Below are 24,753 nucleotides of genomic sequence, written 5' to 3'. Positions count from 1 at the left end.
TGCGTATTAGAACCTAGACCATATATTTTGGAAAGATAAGATGTTCCCCCTTTCCCATCCAAGTGTTCTAAAACAATTTTTTTCTTAAATTCAAAACTATGTTTTGCCATAAAAAAACCGACCTCCCTATCGTTAGATTTTTAGGTCTAACTTTTGGGGGTCGGCTCAAATATGGGTTTTCAGCACCTTTTTATAAGCATCGATGCGACAGGATTCGAACCTGCGACCTCGGCGTCCCGAACGCCGCGCTCTACCAAGCTGAGCCACGCATCGATATTTACAACAGTTTTATTTTGCACTTTTTTCCCTAAATTGTCAAGACAGATCTATTATTTTGGTTTTAAAATGATGTCCATTCAAAAAATAAGGGCAGAGAGTTGACTCTACCCTTATTCTATCAATCCTGATACTAAAAACGCATAGAGCCGCTATTTTCTAAAACATCCGCCACCGAATAAAACCGTAGAAAATGCATTATTCTGCCGTTTCCGCTGCTTTCACAATTTCTTGGTTTATACAAATTGCAAGCTCGTCCAGCTGTTTCTCATCCACAAAAGTGGGGGCATCCGTCATCGGGCAAGAAGCGTCCTTCACCTTAGGGAAAGCAATCACGTCACGGATACTGCTTGCACCACGCATAAGCATAATAATTCTGTCTAAGCCAAAGGCAAGACCGCCATGAGGAGGCGCTCCATATTTAAATGCATCTAAGAAGTAACCAAAGCGCGCCTGTGCTTCCTCCATGGTAAAGCCCAAAAGCCCAAACATTTTCTGCTGAACATCTCTACGATGGATTCTGATGGAACCGCCGCCTAATTCATATCCATTTAAAACAATATCGTATGCCTTAGCACGAACCTTGCCGGGGTCTGTTGCCAACAATGGCAAATCCTCATCCATCGGCGCTGTAAACGGGTGATGTACCGCCACAAATCTGCTTTCTTCCTCATCCCATTCCAGCATAGGGAATTCGGTAATCCAAAGGAAGCTAAAGTCATCCGCTTTTGTTAATTCCAGTATCCTGGAAAGTTCCAAACGCAGTGCTCCCAAGGAATCAAATACAACCTTATCCTGATCTGCGCAAATCAATATCAAATCGCCGGGTTTGCCTTCCATTTTCTCCACGATTTCCTGTAATTTTTCTTCCGTAAAGAATTTTGCTATCTGGGTTTTCAGGCTGCCGTCTTCATTAATAGCAATCCATGCTAAGCCTTTTGCCCTGTAGGTTTTCACAAACTCAACCAATTTATCAATTTTCTTTCTGGGGAAAGTGCCGCATCCCTTTGCGTTAATGGCACGTACACTGCCGCCTGCTTCCAGAGCCGTTTTAAACACTGCAAAATCCGTACCGGTAACCACCTCTGAAATATTTACAAGCTCCATGCCAAAACGAATATCAGGCTTATCAGAACCAAAACGCTCCATTGCCTCTTTGTAAGTCATTCTCTTTAAAGGCAAAGGAATATCTACATCTAAAATATCTTTAAATACCTTTTGCATCATTCTTTCGTTGATATCCAAAATATCCTCAACATCAATGAAAGAAAGTTCCATATCCACCTGGGTAAACTCCGGCTGACGATCAGCTCTTAAATCCTCATCACGGAAGCATTTTGCAATCTGATAGTAACGATCCATTCCAGAAAGCATCAGTAACTGCTTGTACTGCTGGGGAGATTGAGGAAGTCCATAGAAACTTCCAGGGTGTACACGACTGGGAACCAAATAGTCCCTTGCACCCTCGGGCGTACTAATTCCCAAAATGGGTGTTTCAATTTCTAAAAAGCTTTCCTGATCCAAGAAATTTCTCATCACCTGAACAACCTTATGTCTCAATACCAGATTGTTTAACTGGCTGGGACGGCGCAAATCCAAATAGCGGTACTTAAATCTAAGGTCGTCCTTTACCGTAATATTGTCCTCAATCTGAAATGGTGTGGTTTCAGCTTCAGAAAGGATACGAAGTTCGGAAGCAATAATTTCAATCTTCCCTGTTTTCATATTGGGGTTAATATTTCCCTCGGTTCTAGGGGCAACTTGTCCACGAACTGCCAAAACAAATTCGCTTCTCACGCTTTCTGCCTTCTCAAACAGCTCTTTTTCCGCCACATTTCCATCAATGGCAATCTGTACCAAGCCGGTTTTATCTCTCAGTGCAATAAAAATCAATTGTCCAAGGTCACGACGGCGCTGAACCCACCCCATAACCGTAACTTCTTTATTAATCATACTTTCATTTACTTCACAACACATACAGCTTCTTTTTAAGCCTGTTAATGCTTCGCCCATTTTTAATTTCTCCTTCAAATACAAAATTTTCTTCCTATATCATACCATTTTTCAAGAAAAAGTAAAGTTTTCCCGTAAAGTTTCATATTCTTTTTGTCCAAGAAAATGTTTCTATAGAAAATTCTCTTAAAGCTCTTTCTGCAGTTTCTTTTTTTTTACTGTTATGATATAATAACAAAATAATAAATGGTTATTTCTTTTCCTTTATTATAGAAGAAATCCATTTTTTCAGCAATGTTTCGTAGGATAATTTTATATAGCTTTTGTCTTAATGATAAATAGGAGTGATGCACATGAACAAGAATAAAATTATTACCATAAGCCGTCAATATGGTAGCGGCGGTCGTATTGTAGGCAAATTATTGGCAGAACGTTTGGGCATTCCATTTTATGATAACGAATTGATTTCTTTGGCCGCAGAAAAAACAGGACTCTCCAGGGAATGCTTTGTCAACGCAGAGGAAACCTCTGCAGGGAATTTATTCCTTTCCTTGACAACCTTGACCCCAAGTATGGAATCCTTCGGATTACCTTTTAATGAAAAAATCTTTCTTGTGCAGTCCCAGATCATTAAAGAAGTTGCCGAAAAAGGCAGTTGTGTTATTGTAGGGCGCTCTGCTGACTATGTTCTTTCCGATATGGAAAATTGTGTTCATGTTTTTCTGCAAGCAGACCTCAAAAATCGCATTGACAGAGCAATCACGGAATACGGTTTGCCTGTTAAAAACGCAGAATCAACCGTTATTAAAACTGACAAGAGACGTGCCAATTACTACAACTATTTTACAGGTCTAAAATGGGGAAAAGCTGAAAACTACGATTTAATTCTGAATACATCTCGTATGGACTTAGAAAAAATTGTGGACGTCATTGAAAAATATGTATCTTTAGTATAAAACAAAAGGACATCTGGATTCAGATGTCCTTTTTAAACGTATTCTTACATTACTTTTTCCACCGTTGTATTTGGGAAATACTTCTCCACAATTTCTGCACCGCTAAGGCCTTGTGCCGCCAACTCCTTCGCACCATATTGGCTTAACCCAACGCCATGGCCACAACCGCCACCGTAAAGGGCAACCCCAGTGAGGGCTTCTTCATCATTTTTCATCTCTTTTACCGCAAAGAACGCGCTGGGGAGCATCTTCTGTCCTGTCAGCGTTCCTCCGCTGATTCTTTGCAAATTAATGTTCTCGCCAATTGTCAACTTTGTAGGAGAGAGGACCTTTCTGATTGCATTTTCCGTAAGAACCCGGACGGCTCCTTTTTCAAAATCCATTTCTAAAATTTTAATTACGCCGCCCTCTCCTCGTTCTGCCACCTTCATTCCCGTTAATTTTCCCAGTTCCTTGGGTGTTTCTGCTTTCCAACTGCCATCCCCTTGTTTCACTTTAATCAATGCTGCATTGGAAGCGGAAAGCTCTGAAAAGGTTTTCTCTGTAATCTCAGTTAGCTGTCCTGCACTAAAATATACCTTCCAACGGTACCATGAAGAGTCTTCATCATAGCCATCCATCTGCCAATTCTGCCAGAAAGCAAGCCATTCTTCCTCGGATGCAGGCATTCCCTGGGATACACCATAGGGTTGCCCCTTCAAATAAGACTTTCCCTTGCCACTAAAAGTCCCATCTGCCGACCAAACATCCGTATCCTTTGTTCCAAAACCGCAGGAAGTAGAATAGAAATAGGTTTGCGCCACCCGATCTTCCGCAACAACACACATGCCTTCCGTTGCCGACACTGCATTTTGTGCCTCTAGGGCAGTATCAGCTCCATTAAATACTTGACTGGCAACGGTATCTGTTACATGAGCACCGTATTTCCCATAGGCATTGGCATAAAACTGATTATATGCATAGCTTCTTGCACAAATGGCCTGAGCCTCTAAGGCTGACTGCCCAAAGCTTACCGGCATTTCATTTGGTACAACACCAAGGAGATATTCCTCCATATCCAATTCATTTATAATTGCTATTTTATCCTCTATTCTCTCCATTTCAATCAAGCCGGTATATGTGCGTTGCACTCCATCTTCAAAGGTTAGTTGAACCTTTCCGGAAACCGTTACAATTCCATGGTCAAACCACGCCAAATCGGCAGTAAGTGTAGCTTCTCCTGAGGTAAAATCCTTCTCTCCAACTCCATTGGAAAGAGAAAATCCCTCGGCACCCTTGATTGTAATAGACTTCTGAAGTCCTCCACCTAAAAGAACACGGATTTTTTCGGGAACCACATCTTTTTGAATCACTGCACCCATTACCTTTCCATCTAAAACATAAAAATCTGCTAAATCAGTGCCGCAAATTAAAGCATTTTGGCTTTTAGCGGATAAGTCCTGATCGTAAACACGAAAGTCATCTGCCCATTGCATTTCTCCAAGACTACCAATATAAATTTTCTTTTCATCTACCCGTTTCACTACCTCACCACTAACCTTTGTTCCTTCTTTCACCGTCGCCTTTCCGTTTTCAATGGTCACGTTACAAAGTCCGTCTTCAAACTCCATACCTTCAAAAGCATATCCCTTATCTCCTGCTCCTTTTAAAATGATCTGATCGCCTTCCTTTTGGCAATATATATTTTCTACAACAGGCGTTGCTTCCTCTACAGAAAGTAATCCTACAATTTCTCCGCCTTTTTCCCAAAATGAAATCTTTTCATCGGTATAAACCGATAAATCATAGCCATCTCCCCCGTAAATTCCTCTATCAAAAAGATTTTCTTCCCCCGGTGTAAATAAAACCTGAGTCTCCTTTTCGATTCCGTAGGAGTACAAACTATCTTCTCCGCGCCTTGACATTAATGCCTTTTCAAAAAGCTGTGTCCAAAGGCTATACGCAACGGGCATATTTCTATTATCATCCGTTAAAACCATTCGTTTTTCATAATCCGGTGCTACACGATCCATTAAAATTTGTGCCTCCCATAGCACTAAATCATCATCAGGGCGAAAACCTTCTCCATCCCCGGAAAAGAATTCCAGCTCAACTGCGGCATTAATATATGGATATGCCCAATCCTCCTTTGCAACATCAGGAAAAGAAACATCATCAGGCAAATTTTCAATTTCCTCCGGTGTATAAAACGCAAGCGCAAGCATTTTTGCCGCTTGTCCTCTGCTGATGGGGATATCATCTCCAATGGCGCCTTGAGGGGCTTGTGCAGTGGGTTCTATTCGGGGCACCTTCGTGCACCCGCTAAGTATAAAAGCTAAAGCAACTATCCATATTAATAACCGTTTCATTGGTATCACTCTCCCATTGGACTTTGTACAAGTCTATGCTTTTGGAACAAAAAAAGAACAAGCTGTTTTCAAAATCCATCCAACTTATGATGCATTTTGAATTAAATAACCTTATCATCTGCTTTTGCAAACCGAAAAACATTGGGAAATTTTACGAAAAACAGGTTAATAATGTTTTTTATAAAACCTTTTCTTTATGTATCGTTTCCACATCACCCTACCAGAATACATGGGCATTCTCTTTTTATTTTTTACATCATCCTCATTTATTTTTGTTTTATCTCTTCCCTTACTGTTTTTTTACATGCTTAAATTGCAAAAGTTAATTTTAAAAAGGCCGTAGTATTGAATTTTCCTTGTTTTTTCTGTTTTCTTTATATAATTGCTACGTTTTATTGAAAGTTTTTAAATTTTATTATGAAGTTAATGTATTTTATAATTATTTTTTTGAATTTAATTCTTCTTGATGTACAGAAATATGTGCACAAAGAATTATGTATTTATTTAAAAACATACAGCACATTAACAAAAAACTGCTCTCGTGAAAAAAAAATCAAAAATTTGTATTGACAAAAAAACAATTTAGTTTTAAACTTCCAATAACAAATTTAAACGAAAGGGAGAAAAAATCATGCATAACTTTGTTCAGACAGTTAACTACATTATTATTAGCATTATTAGCCTCGTCCTCGTGCTTCTCGGTGGGGTTATTTTTGCTGGTAAAAAGTGGTTAGCTGATGATAAAGTCAAATTGATTGAGATTGCATGATAAAGAATCCTTAATCGAAAGGCTGTACAGTGTATCCACTGTACAGCCTTTTTGTTTCACCAAAATTTGTATATTAAAAAGTTAGGAGGAATACGAATGGAGCGAAGCGGCTGCCAAATATTGATAGAAACTCTCATTGAACAGGGTGTTACCACTATTTTCGGATATCCGGGAGGGCAAGTACTCAATATTTACGATGAACTTTATAAGAATAATCATCGAATCAACCATGTACTAACAGCCCATGAACAAGGCGCAGCCCATGCAGCAGACGGCTACAGCCGTGCCAGTGGAAAAGTTGGCGTATGCATTGCTACCTCTGGCCCCGGTGCTACAAACCTGATTACAGGGCTTGCCACAGCAAATTCTGATTCCATTCCGATGGTCGCAATTACAGGGAATGTCCCCATGGAACTTATCGGTTCCGACAGTTTCCAAGAGGTTGACACCTTTGGACTTTCCATCCCTGTTACAAAGCATAGTTTCCGTGTTGATAACGTGGAAAACCTTGCAGAAACAGTTCAAGAGGCCTTTCGTCTTGCAAAAAGCGGACGCCCAGGCCCCGTACTGATTGACATCCCGAAAAATATACAATTAGATAAAACCGAATATTCCCCAACAGGGATTGCGGAAAAAACACCTGATCCCAAGCCTGATACAGCACTTTTAGATCAAGCCTTGGAAATGATATACGAAAGTAAACGCCCCATCGTATATTGCGGCGGTGGCGTAATCAACGCAAATTGCTCGGAAGCAGCAACAACTTTAGTAGAAAAAACAGATGCTTTTATGGTGTGCAGTATGATGGGATTAACAGCAATGGATAACAGCCACGCCAGATATCTTGGCATGAGCGGAATGCACGGCAGATTTGCCGCAACCAAAGCCATAAGCGAATGTGATTTGGTCATTGCCGCCGGGGTTCGTTTTACTGACAGAGCCACAGGCAACAAAAAAAAGTTTGCCTCTAATGCTAAAATTATTCATCTGGATATTGATTCTGCCGAGCAAGGAAAAAATATAGATGCGACTTTGCAAATCCCCGGGGATTTGGGTTTCGCACTGAACTACATAACATCAAAACTAGAACCACAAAAACATCCCCAATGGGAGGAAACAGTAAACTCCTATAAAAACAAAACAAAAGATTACACAGCACCAAATGGCTGCTTATTGCCTTGGGAGGTAATCAATGCCGTAAACGAAAGAGCTACACCCGAAACAAATATCGCAACAGATGTAGGACAGCATCAAATGTGGGTGGCTCAATACTATAACTTTAAAAACCCAAGAACATTCCAAACAAGCGGCGGGCTAGGTACAATGGGCTATGGTATGGGCGCTGCCATCGGTGCCGCAGTGGCAACAGGCAACAAAACAGTGCTCTTCACAGGCGACGGTAGTTTTGGTATGAACCTAAATGAACTGGCAACCGCTGTATCTCAGAATCTTCCCCTAATCATTGTTATTTTGAATAACGGTGTGCTGGGTATGATACGGCAATGGCAAAATCTTTTCTTCGATAATCACTTTATAGCAAGCACCTTAGAACGAAAAACGGATTTTGTGAAACTGGCAGACGCCTTTGGCGCAACGGGCTTGCGGGCTTCAAATCCCGAAGAGCTAAATGAAGCTTTGGATAAAGCTTTTGCCCTCAGTTCTCCCGTTGTAATTGACTGTTTGATTCCAGATGAAGAAAACGTATTCCCTATGGTACCGCCAAATGGCTCTTTTGATAACATTATTTTGAAATGAGGTGATTCGTATGAGTAGTGATCAGCAATTTGCAGTTTCCATTATTGTTTCAAATCAATCGGGAGCACTTACCAGAATTTCATCTCTCTTTAGTCAACGGAATTTCAATATCGACAGCTTTACCTGCGGTGTGACGAATAATCCTGAAGTATCAAGAATGACAATCACCGCCACAGGAGATGCCAATAAAAAAGAGCAGTTGCTTAAACAAATTTCCAAACTATATGACGTAAAAAAAGTTGAACTGATGACCCCCGAAAATACAATTTTACGCGAGCTTTTAATCGCAAAAGTCAATGCAACAGGCGAGAGCCTTCAAACCATCTTAGATGCAGCAAATGTATTCCGCTCCAAAGTGGTGGATATGTCTCCCGAATCTGTTTGCATTGAAATGACAGGTGAAAGTAGTAAGCTAAACGCTTTTCTTACTTATATAGCTCCATACGGCATTCTTGAGTATTGTCGAACCGGGCTGGTTGCCGTTGAACGCGGCAGTAAATGTTTATATGTTGTAGATTAAAAAAAATATATCACAAAGGAGAAATGAAAAATGGCTAAAATGTATTATGAACAGGACGCAAAGAAAGAAATGTTGGCAGGAAAGAAAGTTGCAGTTGTTGGTTACGGTTCCCAGGGGCACGCTCACGCTCTGAACCTCAAAGATAGCGGTGTTGACGTTGTGGTTGCTCTTTATGAAGGCTCTAAGAGCAAAGCCCGCGCAGAAGCAGACGGCTTAACTGTTATGACAACTCCCGAAGCTGTAAAAGCAGCTGATATCATCATGATTTTAGTAAATGATGAAACACAGGCAAAAATGTATCAGTCTGATATTAAGCCTTATTTGAAATCCGGCTCCACACTGGCATTTGCCCATGGGTTCAATATCCATTATGGCCAGATTGTACCTCCTAGCGATGTAGACGTTATCATGATCGCTCCTAAGGGCCCTGGCCACGTTGTAAGAAGTACATATCAAGAAGACTTCGGCGTACCCGCTTTGATTGCTGTTTATCAGGATGCCAGCGGAAACGCAAAGGATGTTGCTTTGGCTTATGCAGATGGCTTGGGCGCAACCAGAGCCGGAGTTTTGGAAACAACCTTTAGAGAAGAAACAGAAACCGACCTTTTCGGCGAACAGGCAGTTCTTTGCGGCGGTGTATCTGCCTTGATGAAAGCCGGTTTTGACACATTGGTTGAAGCTGGTTATCAGCCTGAAAACGCTTACTTCGAATGTATCCATGAAATGAAATTGATCATTGACTTGGTAGTAAAAGAAGGTCTTTCCTTTATGCGTTACTCCTGTAGTGACACTGCTGAATACGGCGATTATACAGCAGGCCCTAAAATTATTACTGAACAAACCAGAGAAGCAATGCGTGGGATCTTGAAGGATATCCAAGATGGTTCCTTCGCAAGAGAATGGATTCTGGAAAATCAGGCTAACCGTCCTAACTTTAACGCCATGAGAAGAATGCAGAAAGCTCATTTGAGCGAATCCGTTGGCGCAGAATTAAGAGGACACATGAAAAAACACTAATTTCTACCTATTTAATATAACATTTTTACGGGTGGGCCTCTCAACAGAAACTTTCTGTTGGGGGTTAATAAAGCAGGTGTCTATAAGACACCTGCCCAGGGTGTCGATTTTATCGACACCCTTTGAAAAAAGCTCAGTTTCTTCAAGCTTTTTTCAAGTTAGCAGAGGACAAATAGATGTGTTCCTGCGACCAAAAGGTCTTGAAACGCCCTATTTTCCTCGGATGGGCAAAGCTCATCCTGCGGATTCCAATTGGGAAACTTTTCGTTTCTAAGCCCTTTCGTTTTATAAAATAGGTTTGTCTACAGTCTTAGCAGGTGTCTTATCGATACCTGCCTTTCTTTTCCACCTATTATTTTAAGTATGTTTTATATTCTTCTAGATTATGCCATTGTATTCCAAAAGTATAAGGAGTATCATTAATATTCTCTAATTTTACTGGCTCACCACTGTTTAACTTGGGTATTTCAATTTCGAATGAATTATTCTTACCTAATATAATATCAAAATCTGCTTTATCTCCATCAAATTGATATTGAACATCATCCATCTTTTTAAAAGTTCCCTGATTCACTTGACGGTTTGTAATAAACTCTATGAATTGTAGATTTGCAGTATCTTACTTTCTAAATTATCTTTATCGCTTACCCATTGGCTTTGGTAGGAACCCTTTAAAATCGGGATTATTGTTACTTTCACCGCAATTGCATTTAATATATAATCAAAATTAATAAAAAAGCTTATTCGATATTGTTTTTTAACCGTTACAAAAAAGCCTCCTCCCCTTTTTACAATAATTTTTTACAATATTTTACATTACGCATTTGTTTTAACCAACCAATAACCACTCATAATTACATTATTATATTTAATAGAAAGCAACAATAAAAATTCCAGAAAACCACTTCGATATTTTTTCTTGTTAAGCAGATACTATATTAGAGGTGATTGGATATGTCCATCTTAAATGATAAAGAAATACCTATTGGTCTGGGGATGGCTCTTTCTCAAAATTTAGATGCTATGCAAGTATTTGCATCTATGGATGAGGGCACACGTAATCGTGTTATTCAACGTTCCCATCATGCGCAGTCAAAAAATGATATGCAAAATATTGTTAGTGACTTGCTTAAATAACCTGCCTAAGTGCAGGTTTTTTTAATCATCGACAAATAAAATATACTTCCCAGGAAATATTTGCTTATTTATCAATTTTTCTTTATAAGGCTATTCGATTAAATATAGCCTTCATATCAGTATTTTTTATAGACTTTTATGCCTTCAAAACATCACAGATCTCAAATTATTGTTTTTTTTGCTAAGAATTCTACTTTTGAACACTCTAAAAAAAAGTATTGACAATTGTTTTTTCATATTGTATTATATAGAAGTCGTCGACGAGGCGTGGCTCAGCTTGGTAGAGCGCTACATTAGGGATGTAGAGGTCGCAAGTTCAAATCTTGTCGCCTCGATGACTTATAAAAGGTGTTGAGAATGTTGGTTTTACAGCGTTTTCAGCACTTTTTTCTTTTTGTTTTGAAGGTTTGATTTTGCGGTAAATCACGTTAAAAACACTAAAAAATGTTACCTATGCATGGCTTTTTTTATCAAAGGCAGTGCGCTATAAAAAAAATTTACGACAAACGGATTCTTTTCCATTCTCTATCACCTCCCAATATTGGGTTATATGCTAATGGATATAAAACTCTCTTTTTTTTGCCATTAGACATTTTCCCTTTCGTTCACAAAGTCCTCGAAACCATCCTCTTTCACTTCCGGTACTTTTTCACTTTTTGGCATACAATCAATTAAAATTTTTGTTGCCTGGGTAAGCTTTTGGGAAAGCTGCAAATATAATTGTGCATCGGGACTTTGTTTTTTTCCATATTGATTTTCTCCATTTTTGTAAGTAATGGTGGTGCCGTCACGTATTATTTTTTCTCGTAAATCCTGCATCGTTATTGTCATAAAAGCAACATCATCCACCGTAGAAAATACCATTTTTTTATTTTCGTCTATTTTTGCAAACAATTTCTTTAAACGGCGCACCTCTTTTTTTATTCTTTCTGTTTGCTCCATTCCTTAACCATGAATTCACCTCACTTTTATTGCACTAAAAAAGGACACCTTCAGGCATCCTTAATCAAATATCTACTTATCGTATTCAAATATTTTATAGCAATTACTACACTCCTGAGTTCCACTCTTCGACCACTGTGGCTCGACAGTTAATTTTCTACAATATGGGCATCTAAGATATTTAAGTCTAATAATAAGCACAGCAACCCAAAGAACCAGCAACGTCCATGAGAGAATTTCTCGTAATACAGATTGCTTGTCAATAAAAAAAGAAATGATAAAAATAACAATAACTATATAGTACAAAACGATATATGCTCTAGCATATGACCTTTTCAGCATATTTCTCCCCCCATATATCCTTAATCACTGGTATTTCAGGCAACTATTTTTTATATTTGATTTGCAAATATGTGTGGCATTTATGTTCCACAATGTCAATAAATTGTATTGACATCTTACTGACCGCTACTTTCTCCTGTAAAGTTGTGATAATAAGAGGTACTCTTTTATCATTTTTTACATGATACATGATATAATAGCTTTTTTCTAATGAAGCTGACTCTGTATTCAATGCCATAAAAGCAATAATCACCGAAACAACCGTTAAATCAATTCCATGTAATTTAATATAACTATTAATTCCTATCGCAATATTCGCCACCAATGCCACAAATGCCAATACAACAATAATACTTACTAGTATCTTTATCATCTTAAAAAAGCCTTTCCACGAAATAACTTTTTTAATTTTTATTTTTGTCTCATTTATCATAATATCTACTATCAAATTAACCTCTTGCCGTATACTTTCGTCCATATTACACCTCCTTACATTTACATTTCGACATAAAATAGTAATTCCCTACCACTTGCCGAAAAATTTAGGGCACCAGCTTACGCCAATGCCCCAGGAGGTGTTATACAAATGTCTACGCTATCATAATAATATCATGAAAACACGCCCCGTTTTTATCATTTTTTCTTGTCCAATATCCAGAAGAATTTTCTCCACACTCTGTAAAAACTTGCTATACTCGCCGGCACTTCTAAATATTAATATATCCCTTTCTTTCCCCAACAGCATCCTTCCAATCTACAGTTTTTTAATTATACTATCATTCTCTTGCATCCACAATTGCTTGTCCACCTTGAACAGTAATCCAGCCATGTTCTAATCTAGCTTCTGCTTCTTTCATATCAATAAGTTCTTGAGTAATACTTTGAGCTAGAACTCTATTTGCCTCTGCTTCTGCATTTGCTTTTGTAATTGCAATTTCTGCTTCATTTTGTGCTTTAATTAACTTAGTTTCTGCCTCAACTTTAACTGTTTCTTGTTCTGCCTCTGCCTGTTGTTTCTTTTGCATGGCTGTAACTTTGTCCTTAATTGCTTGTTCCAACTGTGCGTCTGGGTGAACATCAATAATACTTGCATCAATTACTTCAATTCCAAATTTCGACCCTAATTCATCATTAAGAATTTTAGTAATGGTAGCATTAATTTCCCCACGGTTACCGCTATAAATATCCATCATAGTATATTTGTTTGTAGCTTCAGAAATTTTAGCTTTCAATACAGTTCTTACACGTTGATTAACAATGTCTGCCCCACTCATGCCTTTGAACTGTTTATATGTATCTACTACTTTATCAATTTCGTATCTATAAGACATCTGAAAAGAAATCTTGATATTTGCTTTATCGCTAGTAGACACTGCAAAACTCTCATCTACTTCCGAACCTTCTCTTGAGTCCGCACTTAAAATCAACTGCTCATTACCAACCGAAAATTCTTTCACTCTTTTCGTGGGAGATACTAAATGAAACCCTTGTGTAAGAAGTTCCCCGTTTACACCTCCACTCATAGAATACACAACGCCAACATAACCCGTTGGAATTCTCTCTAAACAAGCGTACGCGCATAATCCCCCTACAATCAATACAACACCCAAAACAATTGCTCCAATTTTACCTTTCATAGTCACATATCCCCTTTGTCTTTTTTATTAATTTCTTCTACACTTTTATCCCAAATACGTTTAAATAATGAACCAATAGGTTCATATAAAAAAGATAATAAAAACCATACTGCAATTAAAGCAAGAATAACCAAAAATATAAATACCGGATTCAATTTATTCCCTTCTTTCTTTTATTGAAAAATTTACCATTTTTCTATTTTATCTTAAAATCCAAGTTTTTTCTACATTTAATTACTATTTTTCATCCCCTTCAACTTCAACCCTTGTTCCAAAATAACCAACAGGCCTTGTAATATAAACAATTGCCATAAAATAAGCCGTTACCGTAATGAAAATTAAGTCGAAAATATAATAGTTCTTTTGTTTTCATCACCACCTCATCTCAAAAAGGCAAGTCATCTTCTTCATGTTTTGATTTCCAAACTTTAGCTCATCCTGTTACTTGCGCCTCTTAAAAGGGCTGGCTTCTGTTATACACAATTGTTCGCCTGGTTCATCCTCTTCCAGTTGATTGGATATACTACATCGGTATAAACCAGTACAATCCAACACAGGAAATTATCTTCACAGCAATAATGAAATGAAGTCCTAGAAGGATAATACATCTCTATATTCACTTGTCCAATCCCAGTAAATATAGGTGCTTACACAAATATTTACCACAAATCCGACCAACAGTGTTTTTCTCCAAAAGGTTCCGGATGGTAATTGTCATGCACCATCTCTCTACGAATTTGCTCATGTAAATCAGAAACAGTAGTAATCTGATAATGTTCAAATTCTATACTATTCATAATTACAGCACCCATTCGTTGAAGATCATCTATATTAGCCCTTTGAATCTCCACTGTCTGTGAAGAACAACAATCTTCCAGAATAACCACATTATATTCCAGCGCATCTGCATCAAAAGCTGTTGTCCGGATGCAGTTAGGCGTTGTTGTTCCCATGAGAATAACCGTCTTAATATCCAGGCGCCGCAAAACTAAATCTAATTCCGTATGAAAGAAAGCACTCCATCTTGGTTTGATAATGGTATAATCCCCGGGAACAGGCTTTAGCCCTTCAGGCGCCTCTGCACTATTAAAACCTGTTGAACCAGGTGTCATGGCACGTCCACCTGCTTTCCATTTTTCATAGCGAGTTAGTTCCACGTCACTGCCATCTGTGCGATAAATTCTTTTAACAAAGAACACTGGAATCCCAATGGAGCGCGCTGTGCAGATTGCTTTTCTGCATTCAGAAACTGTTTCTGCTGCCCCCCTGATGCAATGAGGACTTCTTGGATCAATAAAACCGTTCTCCATATCTATAACAATTAACGCAGAGTGCGTTGTATTTTCTTTCATAGCTTCTCCCCCCATAATCTGTTAAATTCTAATTTACTAACCTCTGTTCACTACATAAATGTTCAACCTTAAAAATTCGATAAAACAGAATAAACTATGCCTATATAATTATATATAATACCACCAAATATTTCCACTATTACCAAGCCACTATAGTTTTATGTGTATTTCTTATTGAGAACATCTTTACCAATATTATTGATTATATTAATTAAGGGATGGAATAAAAATCGCATTCAAGACCGACCCAAGGAAGCAGACAATCGCCAAATCATCGGGCTTTGAGAGGCTGACACTGTTGCAAGAAGAATTTCTAAGCGCTATTCGGACTTACTAGCAGACAAGATGATTGGATTACTTTTGTCAATTTCTGATGAGCGCCTAAAAACCATTACGCCTGACCATGGAAAAGCGTTTGCCAAGCACAGAACGGTTACTTCCGCTCTTGGCGAAGTGCAATTTTACTTTCCAGACCCTCATGCACCTTGACAGCGGGGCACTAATGAAAACACCAACGGCTTAATCAGAGAGTATTTGCCCAAATCGTTTGACGTTGCTCTTTGTTCCGACTTGCAAATTGCTGCTTCCGCTGATAACTTGAATAAACGCCCTCGTAAGTGCCTGAGTTGGAAATCACTCTACAAAGTTTTTTTAAATCAATCGTTGCACTTGACTTGACAATTCAAGATATTAAAAATAGCCTGTCACTTTGTTGTCTTATTTGGGTTTGCCATTTCATATATTACAATGAGGTGATTCCATGGAAAACTGTTCCGATATAATAGCAATTACAATGCTTGCTTGTCAAATATCCGCATGTCTTACCTATGATGAATTGGAAAAACTGGCGGCAGATTTAGATTTATTTAGTGATACCCTAAGTGCTATTTTGGTACGCAAATCTCCAAACTAATGAATTTTTATTGATTGCCAAATAAAATTGAATATCCTTATTTTAATTTTTGATTTTTACATTGACATTTTAACAAATACGGTATATAATAAGTTAGTTTCGTATATATGATTATTCGCTCTTAAGTCCTAGTCGATAATTAATATTGACTACGATTTAAGAGTTTTTTATTTATATGCTCGAGATAATATTTATTTAGGAGGTACTGATTATGAATAACGGTACAGTAAAATGGTTTAATGCAGAAAAAGGTTTTGGATTTATTACACCCGACAATGGTGGAGATGATGTATTTGTACATTTTTCTTCCATTCAGTCAGAAGGTTTCAAATCCTTGAATGAAGGACAGAAAGTATCCTTTGATACAGAAGCTGATCCAAAGGATAGCCGCAAAACACGTGCTGTTAACGTTTGCGCAAACTAAACCTTTTACAAGGCCACTCTTCGGAGTGGCTTTTTCATTTTGTCCATACCCTCCTAAAAAAAGTCAAGTCAACCAAATAACATATTTTCACCCTTTCTGGGCAATCTAAGGCTGAGGTGAATAAGATGGATGAAAAAAAGCGACAGCCTACAATAGACGGAGATCCGGAAAAGCCTATTTCCAAATCATACCCTGTAATCGACACTGATCTTGCGCGGGATAATATCGAAAATAACATGCCCGCAGCAGACCTGCAAGACCTATAAAACGGAGGTGCTTTCATGGATAAATATTATGATATGTATGAATTGTTTAAAAGCGATAAAAATGCCAAACAATATTTCGACAAACTCCCTGTTTATGTCAGAGAGCAAATCAGCACCCGTGCAAATGGCGTGAATTCTTTTGAAAACCTAAAGGATTATGCTGAAAACTTGCTTCGAGGAGATGATTAAAGAAGGAGCTTCGGCTCCTTTTTTTATTGTCTGCACTTCGCCAAAACAAAAAAACAAAACTACTCCTACATTAAATTTATCCCTCGATCCTTTTTTGTCACTTCCAAGAATATCTCTTTACCCATAATATTTTTTTCATATTTCTCCTATTTTTCTAATATACAAATAAAAACCTATCCTTAGCGGCCTACAAAAATTCACTAAACATGGGTGTTAAATCCCATAGAAATTCAAGTATTTCTGACTCAGAATACCATATTTTTTTAGATGTCCGAAAACTTTAAGAATTGACCAATTGAGTAAAATACTATATAGTTAAATTTACCAATACAATTCCATATTGTGCACATAAGGCAATTACGCAATTTATAAAATTTAAAAACCTAGTATTAAACTTATTCTCTTATGCAATACAAACCATTGCAACAAGCTCTTTCATAACAGTAAATTTGAAGAACTTTTGGATAGTAGCGCGTGAATTAAGAGAAATAATGAACAAACTCTTACAATACAGGGGAATCCATTTTATTTAAAAATTACATGGAATAAAAAAATCCCCCTCAGTACCGCAAATACTGCGAGGGAAAGGAAGTTATGCTAACCAGCAAACTCCATTTTGTAAAATATTATATCATTTGTTAATATTTATCAAAAAAAGGAGGGATTCTTAAAAAAATGATTAGTACCAATCGCACTAACACTAGTTTTGCTTTATCCATTTGAAGAGACATTTTGCACCAGTCTCTTTCGAACAAACAGCTTCAATGAAAATAGGGAGGAAAAAAATGTTTAAAAAGTTTTTAGCAATTTGTTTTATTTTTATCTTGTCTTTTAGTTGTATTAGTTGTGGCAACAAAAGTGATTCACCTGAAACAGTAGTAGCAAATTATTTTAATGCCTTAAAAAGTGGTGATCTTGAATCTGCAAAAGCTTACGTTAAAGACGGAAATGACCAAATACTTAATGATACCGAAGAGGAAGAATCTGCTACTGAAATGAATTATATCTTAGGAACACTTTCCTACCATGTAATCTCTACAGAAATAAATGATTCAACCGCCACTGTAAAAACCACAATTACTAATGTTGATATGAAACCTGTGATGGGAGAATTTGTGACCCAGCTGTTTTCCCTTGCCTTCTCCGGCCTCGATGAAGAAGAATTAGAGGCAAAACAAAAAGAAGCATTTGCCAGTGCTTTTGAAGCAAATAAGGATACAACCATCGATACAGAGGTAGATATCCAATTAGAGAAAACCGAAACAGGATGGGTAATCAACCCCACCGACGATCTTGCAGATGGAATCACCGGCGGCCTTTTGTCCGTTGGAAAAGACCTTGCCAACTCTTTTGGTGCAGACGTTGAGGATAATGGCGATGAAAGTACCAATTAAGTGAATTAAAAATAAAATACCCTCTCAATACTTCAAAGGGGTAGCATAAGGTTAAGAAAAGCCTTTTTCAAGAAATCAACGTTTTCCGACACTTTAAATCTTAGGAATGGAGACTTACAAGGTAAAACTTATAATTTGATTCCTTATGAGAGCGTTAGAAACGTTGATTGAAAAGGCTTATTTTTTTATTCCTTTACAAAAATCCCGTGGATTTCTCTTCAACTAAATTCCTATTCTTTTACTCCTTTTTGTGCCGATTTTTATGAACAAAGAGAAGATAACGTTTAAAAGACCCCCTTTGATTACTTAGCTGGAGAGGTAACTATTTTGTAATCAAAAGGGGTCTTACTAAAATTGTTTCTCTGCGTCTATAGAAAAGGAAAATTCTAAAGAGTTTATAACCCCATTGACGCCAAAGGAATGAATACAGCTAAAGTTAGAAAAGGAATTAAAATCTGTGTAATTGCAATATCAAAATAAGCTTCTTTATGTGTTAATTTACAGATATTCAACAACGTAATCTGCGCACCCTGATGAGGTAGCGTATCTAACGTACCCGCTGCAATAGCCCCAATTCTATGTATATATTCAGGATTAACACCCATTTTGCTAAAGATTCCCCCCAATGCATTGAAGGCAATGCCCATACCACCGGATGCGGAACCACAAGCACCAGCACAAACGGCGACGGAAATCATAACAAATATCATAGGAGAAATGTTTAAATTTTGAAGATTACCAATCAACTCTGTAAAACCCTGGGTGTTTTTCACGACACCACCAAAACCAACAACAATGGCAGTATTTAAAATGGCAACCCCTGAATCTGACGCACCTTTATTAAATACCTCAATCCAGGAAGAAACTCCCTTGACTCTTTTAAACATCAGAACCACAGAAAGAATAACACCAACCATAACGGATGTTTCTACTGGCTGTTTGAAAACATTAAAGGTAACTAAAATTGCTATAATAGGAATAAAGGAAGTTAAAACGTTAGGAAGATTTTTGTTCTCATTTTCTTCAAGCTCAGAAGGTGCTAACTGATACTTTAATGACGAATCATCAAATAAACGCCCTTTTGAAGTAAAAGATCTGGAACGGTATTCCAACCAAATAAAAATCAATAAAAATTCAACAACAGTAGCGATCAACGAAGGTAAAAATGCCGCCGTAGCAGGAGTCCCCAAACTCTGCATAGCGATTTTATTTTGAATAGATGGAGAACCCGGTGCCGTCATAGACCATGTCCAACATCCCGCGGAAATAGCCGCCGGAATTAACATTCTAGTGATATTTGCTCGCTTAAACATTTGTAATGCAATGGGATAGACGACAAAGAAAACAACAAATCCGCTTACCCCGCCAAATGTTAAAATACCTGTAATACACATAATAACCGGCGCTACAAATTTATCCCTTGAAATTTTGCTAATGTATCTAGCGATAGACTCCGCCGCACCTGTAAATTGATAAATTGCTCCAAACAACGCACCCACAAAAAATGTAAGGAAATATTTTGAAAAATATTCCGCAGCCGCTGGCATAAAAGCATCCAAAAGGCTCTCTAAAATGGGCATTCTCGATAAAACGATAACAAAAACAGTTACAATTGGCGCCAATATCAGTGCATTGATTTGCTTAAAAGCTAATACACCAAATAGGATAAGTGCCATTATAAGAATCAAAATATGAAAGTTCATTTATAACACCCCTACTAATTCATAGTTATTTATTAAATAAAAACAATTTTACTTAATTCCCATAGTTTCTTGCTGATAGATCCTTGCATCCATCACTTTTACTTTCCCATCTATTTTGGGTATAAATCCCATTAAATCAATAATTTGTGTTTGAATATCAATTCCCGGTGCAGCCTCCAAAAGATACATCCCGTCTTTTCTTAATTCAAATACCGCCCTCTCGGTGATATACATAACAGGCTGATTGGTTTTATTGGCATATTCCCCACTGAAGGTAATATGTTCTACTTGTTTTACAAATTTCTTTCCACTGCCTTCTTGCTCAATTGCCAAAATTCCGTTCTCAACTTTTGTTTTTAAGCCCCCGCCAGTAAAAGTTCCGCAAAAGAATACTTTCTTTGCATTTTGTGTTATGTTAATAAAACCGCCGCACCCCGCAATTCTTGGCCCAAACTTACTAACATTTATATTTCCCTGCTTGTCCGCTTCCGCCAATCCTAAAAAAGCAAGATCCACACCACCACCATCATAAAAATCAAATTGATATGGTTGGTCTAAAACACAATCTGCATTCATACTACCTCCAAAACGGGTTCCACCTTGGGGAAACCCTCCAACTGGGCCAACCTCAACGGTAAGGGTCATAAAATCCCCAATTCCTTCTTCATTCGCAACAGAAGAAACATACTCAGGAGCACCGATCCCCAAATTTACTACGGTATCCTTTTTCAATTCCATTGCTGCACGTCTGGCTATTAATTTTTTGCATCCAAATTCAACGTGGTCATATTATCCGTAGGAACTCGGATCTGTCCCGAAAGGCTTGGGGCATATTGGTAATTCAAGCACTGCTGATGTTCTTCATCTTTGGATAATACAATCCCATCAACATAAATACCGGGGATTTTCACAAGCTTGGGATCCAGCGTTCCGCCCCGTACTACAGATTCCACTTGAACAATGACTTTGCCCCCACTGTTTTTTGTAGCCTGCGCCAAAGAAGTAACCTCAAAAGGTGCTACCTCTTTTTCCAAAGTAATGTTACCGTACTCATCCGCATAGGTACCTCGAATAAAGCAAATGTTTATAGGAAAAGCTTTATATAGGAGTTGCTCTTTCCCATCAACCTCAATCAACTCCACCATATCCTCGGTGGTTATATCATTTAACTTACCGCCCTGGTTTCTGGGATCAACAAAAGTATTTAAGCCTACATGGGTCAATGTTCCCATCTTATGTACCGCAATATCACGATAAAGCTGACAGAGTGTACCTTGTGGAAAGTTGTACGCCTCAATTTTATTTTCAATGGCCAATTGTCCAAGCTTAGGCGCTAGATTCCAATGACCCCCGATCACTCTTTTCGTCATACCCTCGTGGGCAAAATGATCTGCTCCGCTGCCATCACGATTTCCAAGACCCACTGCATAAAAAAGTGTCAAATTGTTCGGTGAATTGGTTTCCAAAAACCTTTTCTCAATTGCAGTGTTTAATGTTTCCGGCAAACCACAAGCCACAAAACCACTCACACTTATGGTGTCATTATCATTTACCAATAAAGCGGCTTCTTTTGCACTATAAATTCTAATTTTTTTCATGTGAATACCTCGAATCATTTTTGGAATATTGGCTTTACCTCAATAATGAGGTAAAGCCCAGTATGATGATTATCTAAATGCAGGTGTTGCTTTGTTTAAAAATGCAGTCATACCAATTTCTTTATCCTCTGTGGCAAAGCAAAGGCCAACCAAGTCTTTTTCAAACTCCAGCACATTAGAAAGATCCAAATCTCCCCCTTTGTTAATGGCAAGCTCATCCGCAGCACTTTGGCAATTCCATCCGTTTCTTTTTAATGCTTCAATGATAATATTCTTTTCGTAAACGTCCATCACCTGGCTTAGTTTTTTCCCATTATTCTCTTGAAAAGTACCAAAACGATGCCTGGAAACCATTTTGCTAGGCAAATCTGACAATTGAATAATGAAATTTTCACACGCTGCATAAGCGCTTTTTATAACATTATCCAGTTCTCAAACATTTCCCGGCCAAGAATAGTTTTTAAAACATTCTTTCATTAAAAATCGTAATAAAATGAATATTAAATTCTTTGACTTTCAAAAAATCTAAATATCAATCATTCATACCAAAGATATTTTCCATTTGGAGAATCAGTTCTCCATTTCGGGACACGATCCCCATTTAGAGACATTTTTCTCTATTTTTCTACAAATATCGTCTCTATTTTATAATAACACAATACCACCAAATATTGTTTTCTTTTAGAAAAATCTTAAAATGAATGATTCTAATCGCTATGACTTATACAAAAAATTATAGTTTTTAGGTTATATTAGGTTTTTTGAATGTTTTAAGTTTAATATTCCTCATAATAAAATTTCCTTTCCGTTTTATTACTTTCAATGAAACCTGTTTAACAAATGATAACAGAAATATTCATACATATTCCTTCATGACCATACTTATCACTTCACTTAATATTAAAAACAATTATCGTGGCAAAATCCATGAAACCTTTTTGTTTTTTATTTGTTTCTCACAATTTTTGTAGAGTCACAACAGGTTAAATTTGTGAATTAATTATCTATAACCACTTATCTAATTCTCATCCTGATTTTCTTTCTCTGAAACATATTAAAAATTGTCTCCAATTAAAGATTTTAAAACCTTCTCTTTTCTTCACTCAATCACATTTGCATACAAAATAACAAAAAAAATTTGGGGTGGCATATCGCCACCCCAAATTCATTTTGTTTCTAATATCGGCACTCTGCCCTTACTGCCAACTTCCACCCCCAGCAACTCAGCAATGTCCCTTGTCTTGATATACGTTGTTCCATCCTTACGAATCATATCTACCTCATACTCTTTTCCATTAACGATAATTTTATCCCTTTCTACCACTTCATCAACCTCCTCTACATATTCAATATCATTTAGTTTAAACCAGTGTGTAAAATCCCTATCTTTTACCTTAGTTCGCACGGTTCCATATGCGCTGCCTCTGGCTTCTATAATCTCGCCGTTGCCAATATACACCCCGATATGTCCTTGCCGCCATACAGCCACACCAATGGGCGCAGATGTTATAGTGCTGATAGGCTTTGCATCACTCTCTACCATAAATTGAGTAGAACCTTTCAGCCGACCTGTATACCAGCTAATTAGCCCTGAACAATCCACGCATACCTTGCCAACTTTTTTTATATCACTGTTCCAAACTACTTTCACCCCATATCGTTCTTGGAGATAACGAAAGTTTGCAAGCGACATTACAGTGCCCTTCATACCGTAAACATACGAGGTACCTAGTTTGGTTTTCACAAATTCAACCAGTCCCACATTTGTTAATTTCATTCTGTATCCCCCTTTACAACCTCTTGAATTGCCTTATTTTGTGTCAACAACTTTCTCATTTCCTCCAACGCTGCATCTACCCAGCCGGAAAACATTTCAAATGAAACAACCTTTGTTAAATAAGGGAATCTTGCAATAAATAAATCCCATACATACCTCAGTTTTAATTGCCCGGTACCACCACCCAGTTCCTTTTCTGCCTGAATGCAAGCATATAACAGCCATTCCTTAATTGTTTCCACCTGTTTTTCCGTAGGTAACTTATAAAACTCATATGCAAATGAAATACCTATCACCACAAGAGCAACACCTATCACCAATAAAAACCAATTCTCAACCAGCCACATCATTTTCATTCCCCTTTCTTATATTCTCAACTGAAACTTGCTTTTCTTCCCTTTCTCTCTTTTGTTCAATGAGCCTGACCTTTTCTTCCTCTTTTGTTTCTTTGAACGACTTCATGAAATACCCCAGCATTACCGCAATCACACTTGTCACAACAGTAATAGACAAGGTTTCGGCAATCTGCTCCCTCCCTAGAAAAGCAAGAAGATAAGAAAGCTGTAAATCAAATAGAGCGGTAATCAATATCCATTCCACCGCCTTTTTAGAAAATGTTGCTTTCTTTTTTCTCATGCCATCACTTCCCATCCAAATCATGCAGCCTTAGACCGTGTTCCTGTAGTAGCTTGTCTTGCTCAATGTTATGCTCCCATATCTCCCTGTGCTCATCATTGTTATCCTTATCAAACTTACTAAACTGTTTTGCCAATGCTTCACAATTGGCGTTTAACAAGGTAATCGCATTTGTTAAAGAGACAATCGGCTTTACAATCGCAACCACAAACCCAAATAAAGCAATAATACCCAACACAATTTCCCAAGTCATATAATCACGTATAATCCAATTATCCTCTAAGATGTCAGTTGGATTATTTCCTTTCTCCCAACGAGGTTGGGGTATTTTTATTACTCCTTTATAATGATAAAGCACTGTGGATTTGTTTCTATTAAATTACAGCTATGACTGTTTTGGGGTGACTCAGACCACAGTTTTTCGTCTCCACTGGTAATTAGCTAGTTAACGCTTTGACGTTTAAATTTACGTGAAAACACAGTCGGAATCCTTGTGGAAAACAACAGTGCAATTATTATTTTAAGGAGGTATCACCATGTACTTTGTCGGAATCGACATTTCCAAGTACAAACACGACTGCTTCATCACTACTGAATCAGGCGATGTTGTATTTAACTCATTTACCATTAAAAATAATCATGATGGTTTTCAACAACTTCTTACAGTTCTCAATTCTCTTGATTATCAAGAACACATAAGGATAGGGTTTGAAGCTACTGCCCATTATTCCTTAAACCTGAAATTATTCCTCGAAAAAGCCCACTACAGCTTCATGGAATTTAATCCTGTTCTTCTAGCGAAGTTCAACAAGTCTCAGACTCTTCGGCGTACCAAAACAGATGCAATAG

Annotated in this window: 25 protein-coding genes, 2 tRNA genes and 1 pseudogene; 12 read left to right on the top strand and 16 right to left on the bottom strand. The window is 37.7% G+C overall.

The window, feature by feature from the left end:
• Window positions 1–199: 199 nt before the first annotated feature.
• Both P9Q65_RS10010 and aspS read right to left on the bottom strand, forming a co-directional pair.
• Window positions 200–273 (bottom strand) — tRNA-Pro (locus P9Q65_RS10010).
• A gap of 201 nt (window positions 274–474) precedes the next feature.
• Complete coding sequence (gene aspS, locus P9Q65_RS10005) at window positions 475–2,289, bottom strand: aspartate--tRNA ligase (protein WP_304509287.1); 1,815 nt, start codon at window positions 2,287–2,289, stop codon at window positions 475–477.
• 293 nt (window positions 2,290–2,582) lie between these two features.
• On the opposite strand from aspS, the gene P9Q65_RS10000 reads away from it, so the two are divergent.
• On the top strand, window positions 2,583–3,185 hold the full coding sequence (locus P9Q65_RS10000) for a cytidylate kinase-like family protein (protein ID WP_304509286.1): 603 nt from the start codon (window positions 2,583–2,585) through the stop codon (window positions 3,183–3,185).
• A 44-nt stretch (window positions 3,186–3,229) separates the two neighbouring features.
• Here P9Q65_RS10000 and P9Q65_RS09995 read toward each other — a convergent pair whose 3' ends face one another.
• On the bottom strand, window positions 3,230–5,533 hold the full coding sequence (locus P9Q65_RS09995) for a SpoIID/LytB domain-containing protein (RefSeq protein ID WP_304509285.1): 2,304 nt from the start codon (window positions 5,531–5,533) through the stop codon (window positions 3,230–3,232).
• A gap of 865 nt (window positions 5,534–6,398) precedes the next feature.
• Here P9Q65_RS09995 and ilvB point away from each other — a divergent pair.
• Genes ilvB through ilvC form a run of 3 tightly spaced genes read left to right on the top strand, consistent with a single transcriptional unit; the run spans window position 6,399 to window position 9,594 of the window.
• Window positions 6,399–8,057 carry a biosynthetic-type acetolactate synthase large subunit gene (ilvB, locus tag P9Q65_RS09990; RefSeq protein ID WP_304509284.1) on the top strand — a complete coding sequence of 553 codons (1,659 nt, stop codon included), beginning with the start codon at window positions 6,399–6,401 and terminating at the stop codon, window positions 8,055–8,057.
• A gap of 10 nt (window positions 8,058–8,067) precedes the next feature.
• Window positions 8,068–8,577 (top strand): acetolactate synthase small subunit, encoded by a 510-nt coding sequence (gene ilvN / locus P9Q65_RS09985; protein WP_304509283.1) that lies wholly within the window; start codon window positions 8,068–8,070, stop codon window positions 8,575–8,577.
• 30 nt (window positions 8,578–8,607) lie between these two features.
• On the top strand, window positions 8,608–9,594 hold the full coding sequence (ilvC, locus tag P9Q65_RS09980) for a ketol-acid reductoisomerase (RefSeq protein ID WP_304509282.1): 987 nt from the start codon (window positions 8,608–8,610) through the stop codon (window positions 9,592–9,594).
• 352 nt (window positions 9,595–9,946) lie between these two features.
• Here ilvC and P9Q65_RS09975 read toward each other — a convergent pair whose 3' ends face one another.
• On the bottom strand, window positions 9,947–10,144 hold the full coding sequence (locus tag P9Q65_RS09975; RefSeq protein WP_304509281.1) for a hypothetical protein: 198 nt from the start codon (window positions 10,142–10,144) through the stop codon (window positions 9,947–9,949).
• Between the two features lie 404 nt (window positions 10,145–10,548).
• Here P9Q65_RS09975 and P9Q65_RS09970 point away from each other — a divergent pair, with 404 nt between their 5' ends.
• Together P9Q65_RS09970 and P9Q65_RS09965 are read left to right on the top strand one after the other, a co-directional pair.
• Entirely contained in the window at window positions 10,549–10,731 is a 183-nt protein-coding gene (locus P9Q65_RS09970) for a hypothetical protein (RefSeq protein ID WP_304509280.1), read from the top strand.
• 261 nt (window positions 10,732–10,992) lie between these two features.
• Window positions 10,993–11,066: transfer RNA gene (locus tag P9Q65_RS09965), tRNA-Pro, on the top strand.
• Between the two features lie 250 nt (window positions 11,067–11,316).
• Here P9Q65_RS09965 and P9Q65_RS09960 read toward each other — a convergent pair.
• The 5 genes from P9Q65_RS09960 to P9Q65_RS09940 all read right to left on the bottom strand — a co-directional run bounded on the left by P9Q65_RS09960 (window position 11,317) and on the right by P9Q65_RS09940 (window position 15,004).
• Window positions 11,317–11,673 (bottom strand): hypothetical protein, encoded by a 357-nt coding sequence (locus P9Q65_RS09960; RefSeq protein ID WP_304509279.1) that lies wholly within the window; start codon window positions 11,671–11,673, stop codon window positions 11,317–11,319.
• A gap of 385 nt (window positions 11,674–12,058) precedes the next feature.
• Window positions 12,059–12,493 (bottom strand): hypothetical protein, encoded by a 435-nt coding sequence (locus P9Q65_RS09955; protein ID WP_304509278.1) that lies wholly within the window; start codon window positions 12,491–12,493, stop codon window positions 12,059–12,061.
• 298 nt (window positions 12,494–12,791) lie between these two features.
• A complete protein-coding gene (locus P9Q65_RS09950) occupies window positions 12,792–13,652 on the bottom strand; it encodes a prohibitin family protein (protein WP_304509288.1) in 861 nt (286 codons plus the stop codon).
• A gap of 2 nt (window positions 13,653–13,654) precedes the next feature.
• Complete coding sequence (locus P9Q65_RS09945; RefSeq protein WP_304509277.1) at window positions 13,655–13,807, bottom strand: hypothetical protein; 153 nt, start codon at window positions 13,805–13,807, stop codon at window positions 13,655–13,657.
• A gap of 504 nt (window positions 13,808–14,311) precedes the next feature.
• Complete coding sequence (locus P9Q65_RS09940) at window positions 14,312–15,004, bottom strand: cysteine hydrolase family protein (RefSeq protein WP_304509276.1); 693 nt, start codon at window positions 15,002–15,004, stop codon at window positions 14,312–14,314.
• A 760-nt stretch (window positions 15,005–15,764) separates the two neighbouring features.
• Here P9Q65_RS09940 and P9Q65_RS09930 point away from each other — a divergent pair.
• The 5 genes from P9Q65_RS09930 to P9Q65_RS09910 all read left to right on the top strand — a co-directional run bounded on the left by P9Q65_RS09930 (window position 15,765) and on the right by P9Q65_RS09910 (window position 18,190).
• Window positions 15,765–15,917, top strand: coding sequence for a DUF6774 domain-containing protein (locus P9Q65_RS09930; RefSeq protein WP_304509275.1), 153 nt, complete (start codon window positions 15,765–15,767; stop codon window positions 15,915–15,917).
• 211 nt (window positions 15,918–16,128) lie between these two features.
• Window positions 16,129–16,341: a cold-shock protein gene (locus P9Q65_RS09925; RefSeq protein ID WP_304509274.1), complete on the top strand. Its 213-nt coding sequence runs from the start codon at window positions 16,129–16,131 to the stop codon at window positions 16,339–16,341.
• A 116-nt stretch (window positions 16,342–16,457) separates the two neighbouring features.
• Window positions 16,458–16,607 carry a hypothetical protein gene (locus P9Q65_RS09920; protein WP_304509289.1) on the top strand — a complete coding sequence of 50 codons (150 nt, stop codon included), beginning with the start codon at window positions 16,458–16,460 and terminating at the stop codon, window positions 16,605–16,607.
• A 15-nt stretch (window positions 16,608–16,622) separates the two neighbouring features.
• Entirely contained in the window at window positions 16,623–16,796 is a 174-nt protein-coding gene (locus tag P9Q65_RS09915) for a hypothetical protein (protein WP_304509273.1), read from the top strand.
• 785 nt (window positions 16,797–17,581) lie between these two features.
• Entirely contained in the window at window positions 17,582–18,190 is a 609-nt protein-coding gene (locus tag P9Q65_RS09910; protein WP_304509272.1) for a DUF4878 domain-containing protein, read from the top strand.
• 395 nt (window positions 18,191–18,585) lie between these two features.
• On the opposite strand, the gene P9Q65_RS09905 is transcribed toward P9Q65_RS09910, so the two are convergent.
• The 7 genes and pseudogenes from P9Q65_RS09905 to P9Q65_RS09875 form a co-directional block, all read right to left on the bottom strand.
• Complete coding sequence (locus tag P9Q65_RS09905) at window positions 18,586–19,893, bottom strand: GntP family permease (RefSeq protein WP_304509271.1); 1,308 nt, start codon at window positions 19,891–19,893, stop codon at window positions 18,586–18,588.
• A 48-nt stretch (window positions 19,894–19,941) separates the two neighbouring features.
• A pseudogene (locus P9Q65_RS13475) lies at window positions 19,942–21,491 on the bottom strand (acyl CoA:acetate/3-ketoacid CoA transferase).
• A gap of 69 nt (window positions 21,492–21,560) precedes the next feature.
• Complete coding sequence (locus P9Q65_RS09895) at window positions 21,561–21,845, bottom strand: helix-turn-helix domain-containing protein (RefSeq protein ID WP_304509270.1); 285 nt, start codon at window positions 21,843–21,845, stop codon at window positions 21,561–21,563.
• An 811-nt stretch (window positions 21,846–22,656) separates the two neighbouring features.
• Entirely contained in the window at window positions 22,657–23,268 is a 612-nt protein-coding gene (locus tag P9Q65_RS09890) for a hypothetical protein (RefSeq protein ID WP_304509269.1), read from the bottom strand.
• Window positions 23,265–23,618 carry a hypothetical protein gene (locus P9Q65_RS09885; RefSeq protein WP_304509268.1) on the bottom strand — a complete coding sequence of 118 codons (354 nt, stop codon included), beginning with the start codon at window positions 23,616–23,618 and terminating at the stop codon, window positions 23,265–23,267. Before P9Q65_RS09885 ends, P9Q65_RS09890 begins: the two co-directional genes overlap by 4 nt.
• The gene (locus P9Q65_RS09880; RefSeq protein ID WP_304509267.1) at window positions 23,602–23,904 is read right to left on the bottom strand and encodes a hypothetical protein; all 303 of its coding nucleotides are present in this window, start codon (window positions 23,902–23,904) and stop codon (window positions 23,602–23,604) included. Before P9Q65_RS09880 ends, P9Q65_RS09885 begins: the two co-directional genes overlap by 17 nt.
• A gap of 4 nt (window positions 23,905–23,908) precedes the next feature.
• A complete protein-coding gene (locus P9Q65_RS09875; protein WP_304509266.1) occupies window positions 23,909–24,262 on the bottom strand; it encodes a hypothetical protein in 354 nt (117 codons plus the stop codon).
• A gap of 178 nt (window positions 24,263–24,440) precedes the next feature.
• Here P9Q65_RS09875 and P9Q65_RS09870 point away from each other — a divergent pair.
• Window positions 24,441–24,753 (top strand): IS110 family transposase (locus tag P9Q65_RS09870; protein ID WP_304509265.1); only part of this gene is annotated, 313 nt, incomplete at its 3' end.

This window comes from Anaerotignum sp. (assembly GCF_030625865.1).
In the GTDB taxonomy this organism is placed as follows: Bacteria; Bacillota; Clostridia; order Lachnospirales; family Anaerotignaceae; genus Chakrabartyella.
The sequence above is the reverse complement of the archived record's forward strand: the minus strand, read 5'-3'. Positions and strand labels throughout refer to the sequence as shown.

Coding starts and splice junctions, on each gene's coding strand:
- aspS (WP_304509287.1), bottom strand. CDS start 2,289: ATGGGCGAAGCATTAACAGGCTTAAAAAGAAGCTGTATGTGTTGTGAA.
- P9Q65_RS10000 (WP_304509286.1), top strand. CDS start 2,583: ATGAACAAGAATAAAATTATTACCATAAGCCGTCAATATGGTAGCGGC.
- P9Q65_RS09995 (WP_304509285.1), bottom strand. CDS start 5,533: ATGAAACGGTTATTAATATGGATAGTTGCTTTAGCTTTTATACTTAGC.
- ilvB (WP_304509284.1), top strand. CDS start 6,399: ATGGAGCGAAGCGGCTGCCAAATATTGATAGAAACTCTCATTGAACAG.
- ilvN (WP_304509283.1), top strand. CDS start 8,068: ATGAGTAGTGATCAGCAATTTGCAGTTTCCATTATTGTTTCAAATCAA.
- ilvC (WP_304509282.1), top strand. CDS start 8,608: ATGGCTAAAATGTATTATGAACAGGACGCAAAGAAAGAAATGTTGGCA.
- P9Q65_RS09975 (WP_304509281.1), bottom strand. CDS start 10,144: ATGGATGATGTTCAATATCAATTTGATGGAGATAAAGCAGATTTTGAT.
- P9Q65_RS09970 (WP_304509280.1), top strand. CDS start 10,549: ATGTCCATCTTAAATGATAAAGAAATACCTATTGGTCTGGGGATGGCT.
- P9Q65_RS09960 (WP_304509279.1), bottom strand. CDS start 11,673: ATGGAGCAAACAGAAAGAATAAAAAAAGAGGTGCGCCGTTTAAAGAAA.
- P9Q65_RS09955 (WP_304509278.1), bottom strand. CDS start 12,493: ATGGACGAAAGTATACGGCAAGAGGTTAATTTGATAGTAGATATTATG.
- P9Q65_RS09950 (WP_304509288.1), bottom strand. CDS start 13,652: ATGAAAGGTAAAATTGGAGCAATTGTTTTGGGTGTTGTATTGATTGTA.
- P9Q65_RS09940 (WP_304509276.1), bottom strand. CDS start 15,004: ATGAAAGAAAATACAACGCACTCTGCGTTAATTGTTATAGATATGGAG.
- P9Q65_RS09930 (WP_304509275.1), top strand. CDS start 15,765: ATGGAAAACTGTTCCGATATAATAGCAATTACAATGCTTGCTTGTCAA.
- P9Q65_RS09925 (WP_304509274.1), top strand. CDS start 16,129: ATGAATAACGGTACAGTAAAATGGTTTAATGCAGAAAAAGGTTTTGGA.
- P9Q65_RS09915 (WP_304509273.1), top strand. CDS start 16,623: ATGGATAAATATTATGATATGTATGAATTGTTTAAAAGCGATAAAAAT.
- P9Q65_RS09910 (WP_304509272.1), top strand. CDS start 17,582: ATGTTTAAAAAGTTTTTAGCAATTTGTTTTATTTTTATCTTGTCTTTT.
- P9Q65_RS09905 (WP_304509271.1), bottom strand. CDS start 19,893: ATGAACTTTCATATTTTGATTCTTATAATGGCACTTATCCTATTTGGT.
- P9Q65_RS09895 (WP_304509270.1), bottom strand. CDS start 21,845: ATGGTTTCCAGGCATCGTTTTGGTACTTTTCAAGAGAATAATGGGAAA.
- P9Q65_RS09890 (WP_304509269.1), bottom strand. CDS start 23,268: ATGAAATTAACAAATGTGGGACTGGTTGAATTTGTGAAAACCAAACTA.
- P9Q65_RS09885 (WP_304509268.1), bottom strand. CDS start 23,618: ATGATGTGGCTGGTTGAGAATTGGTTTTTATTGGTGATAGGTGTTGCT.
- P9Q65_RS09880 (WP_304509267.1), bottom strand. CDS start 23,904: ATGAGAAAAAAGAAAGCAACATTTTCTAAAAAGGCGGTGGAATGGATA.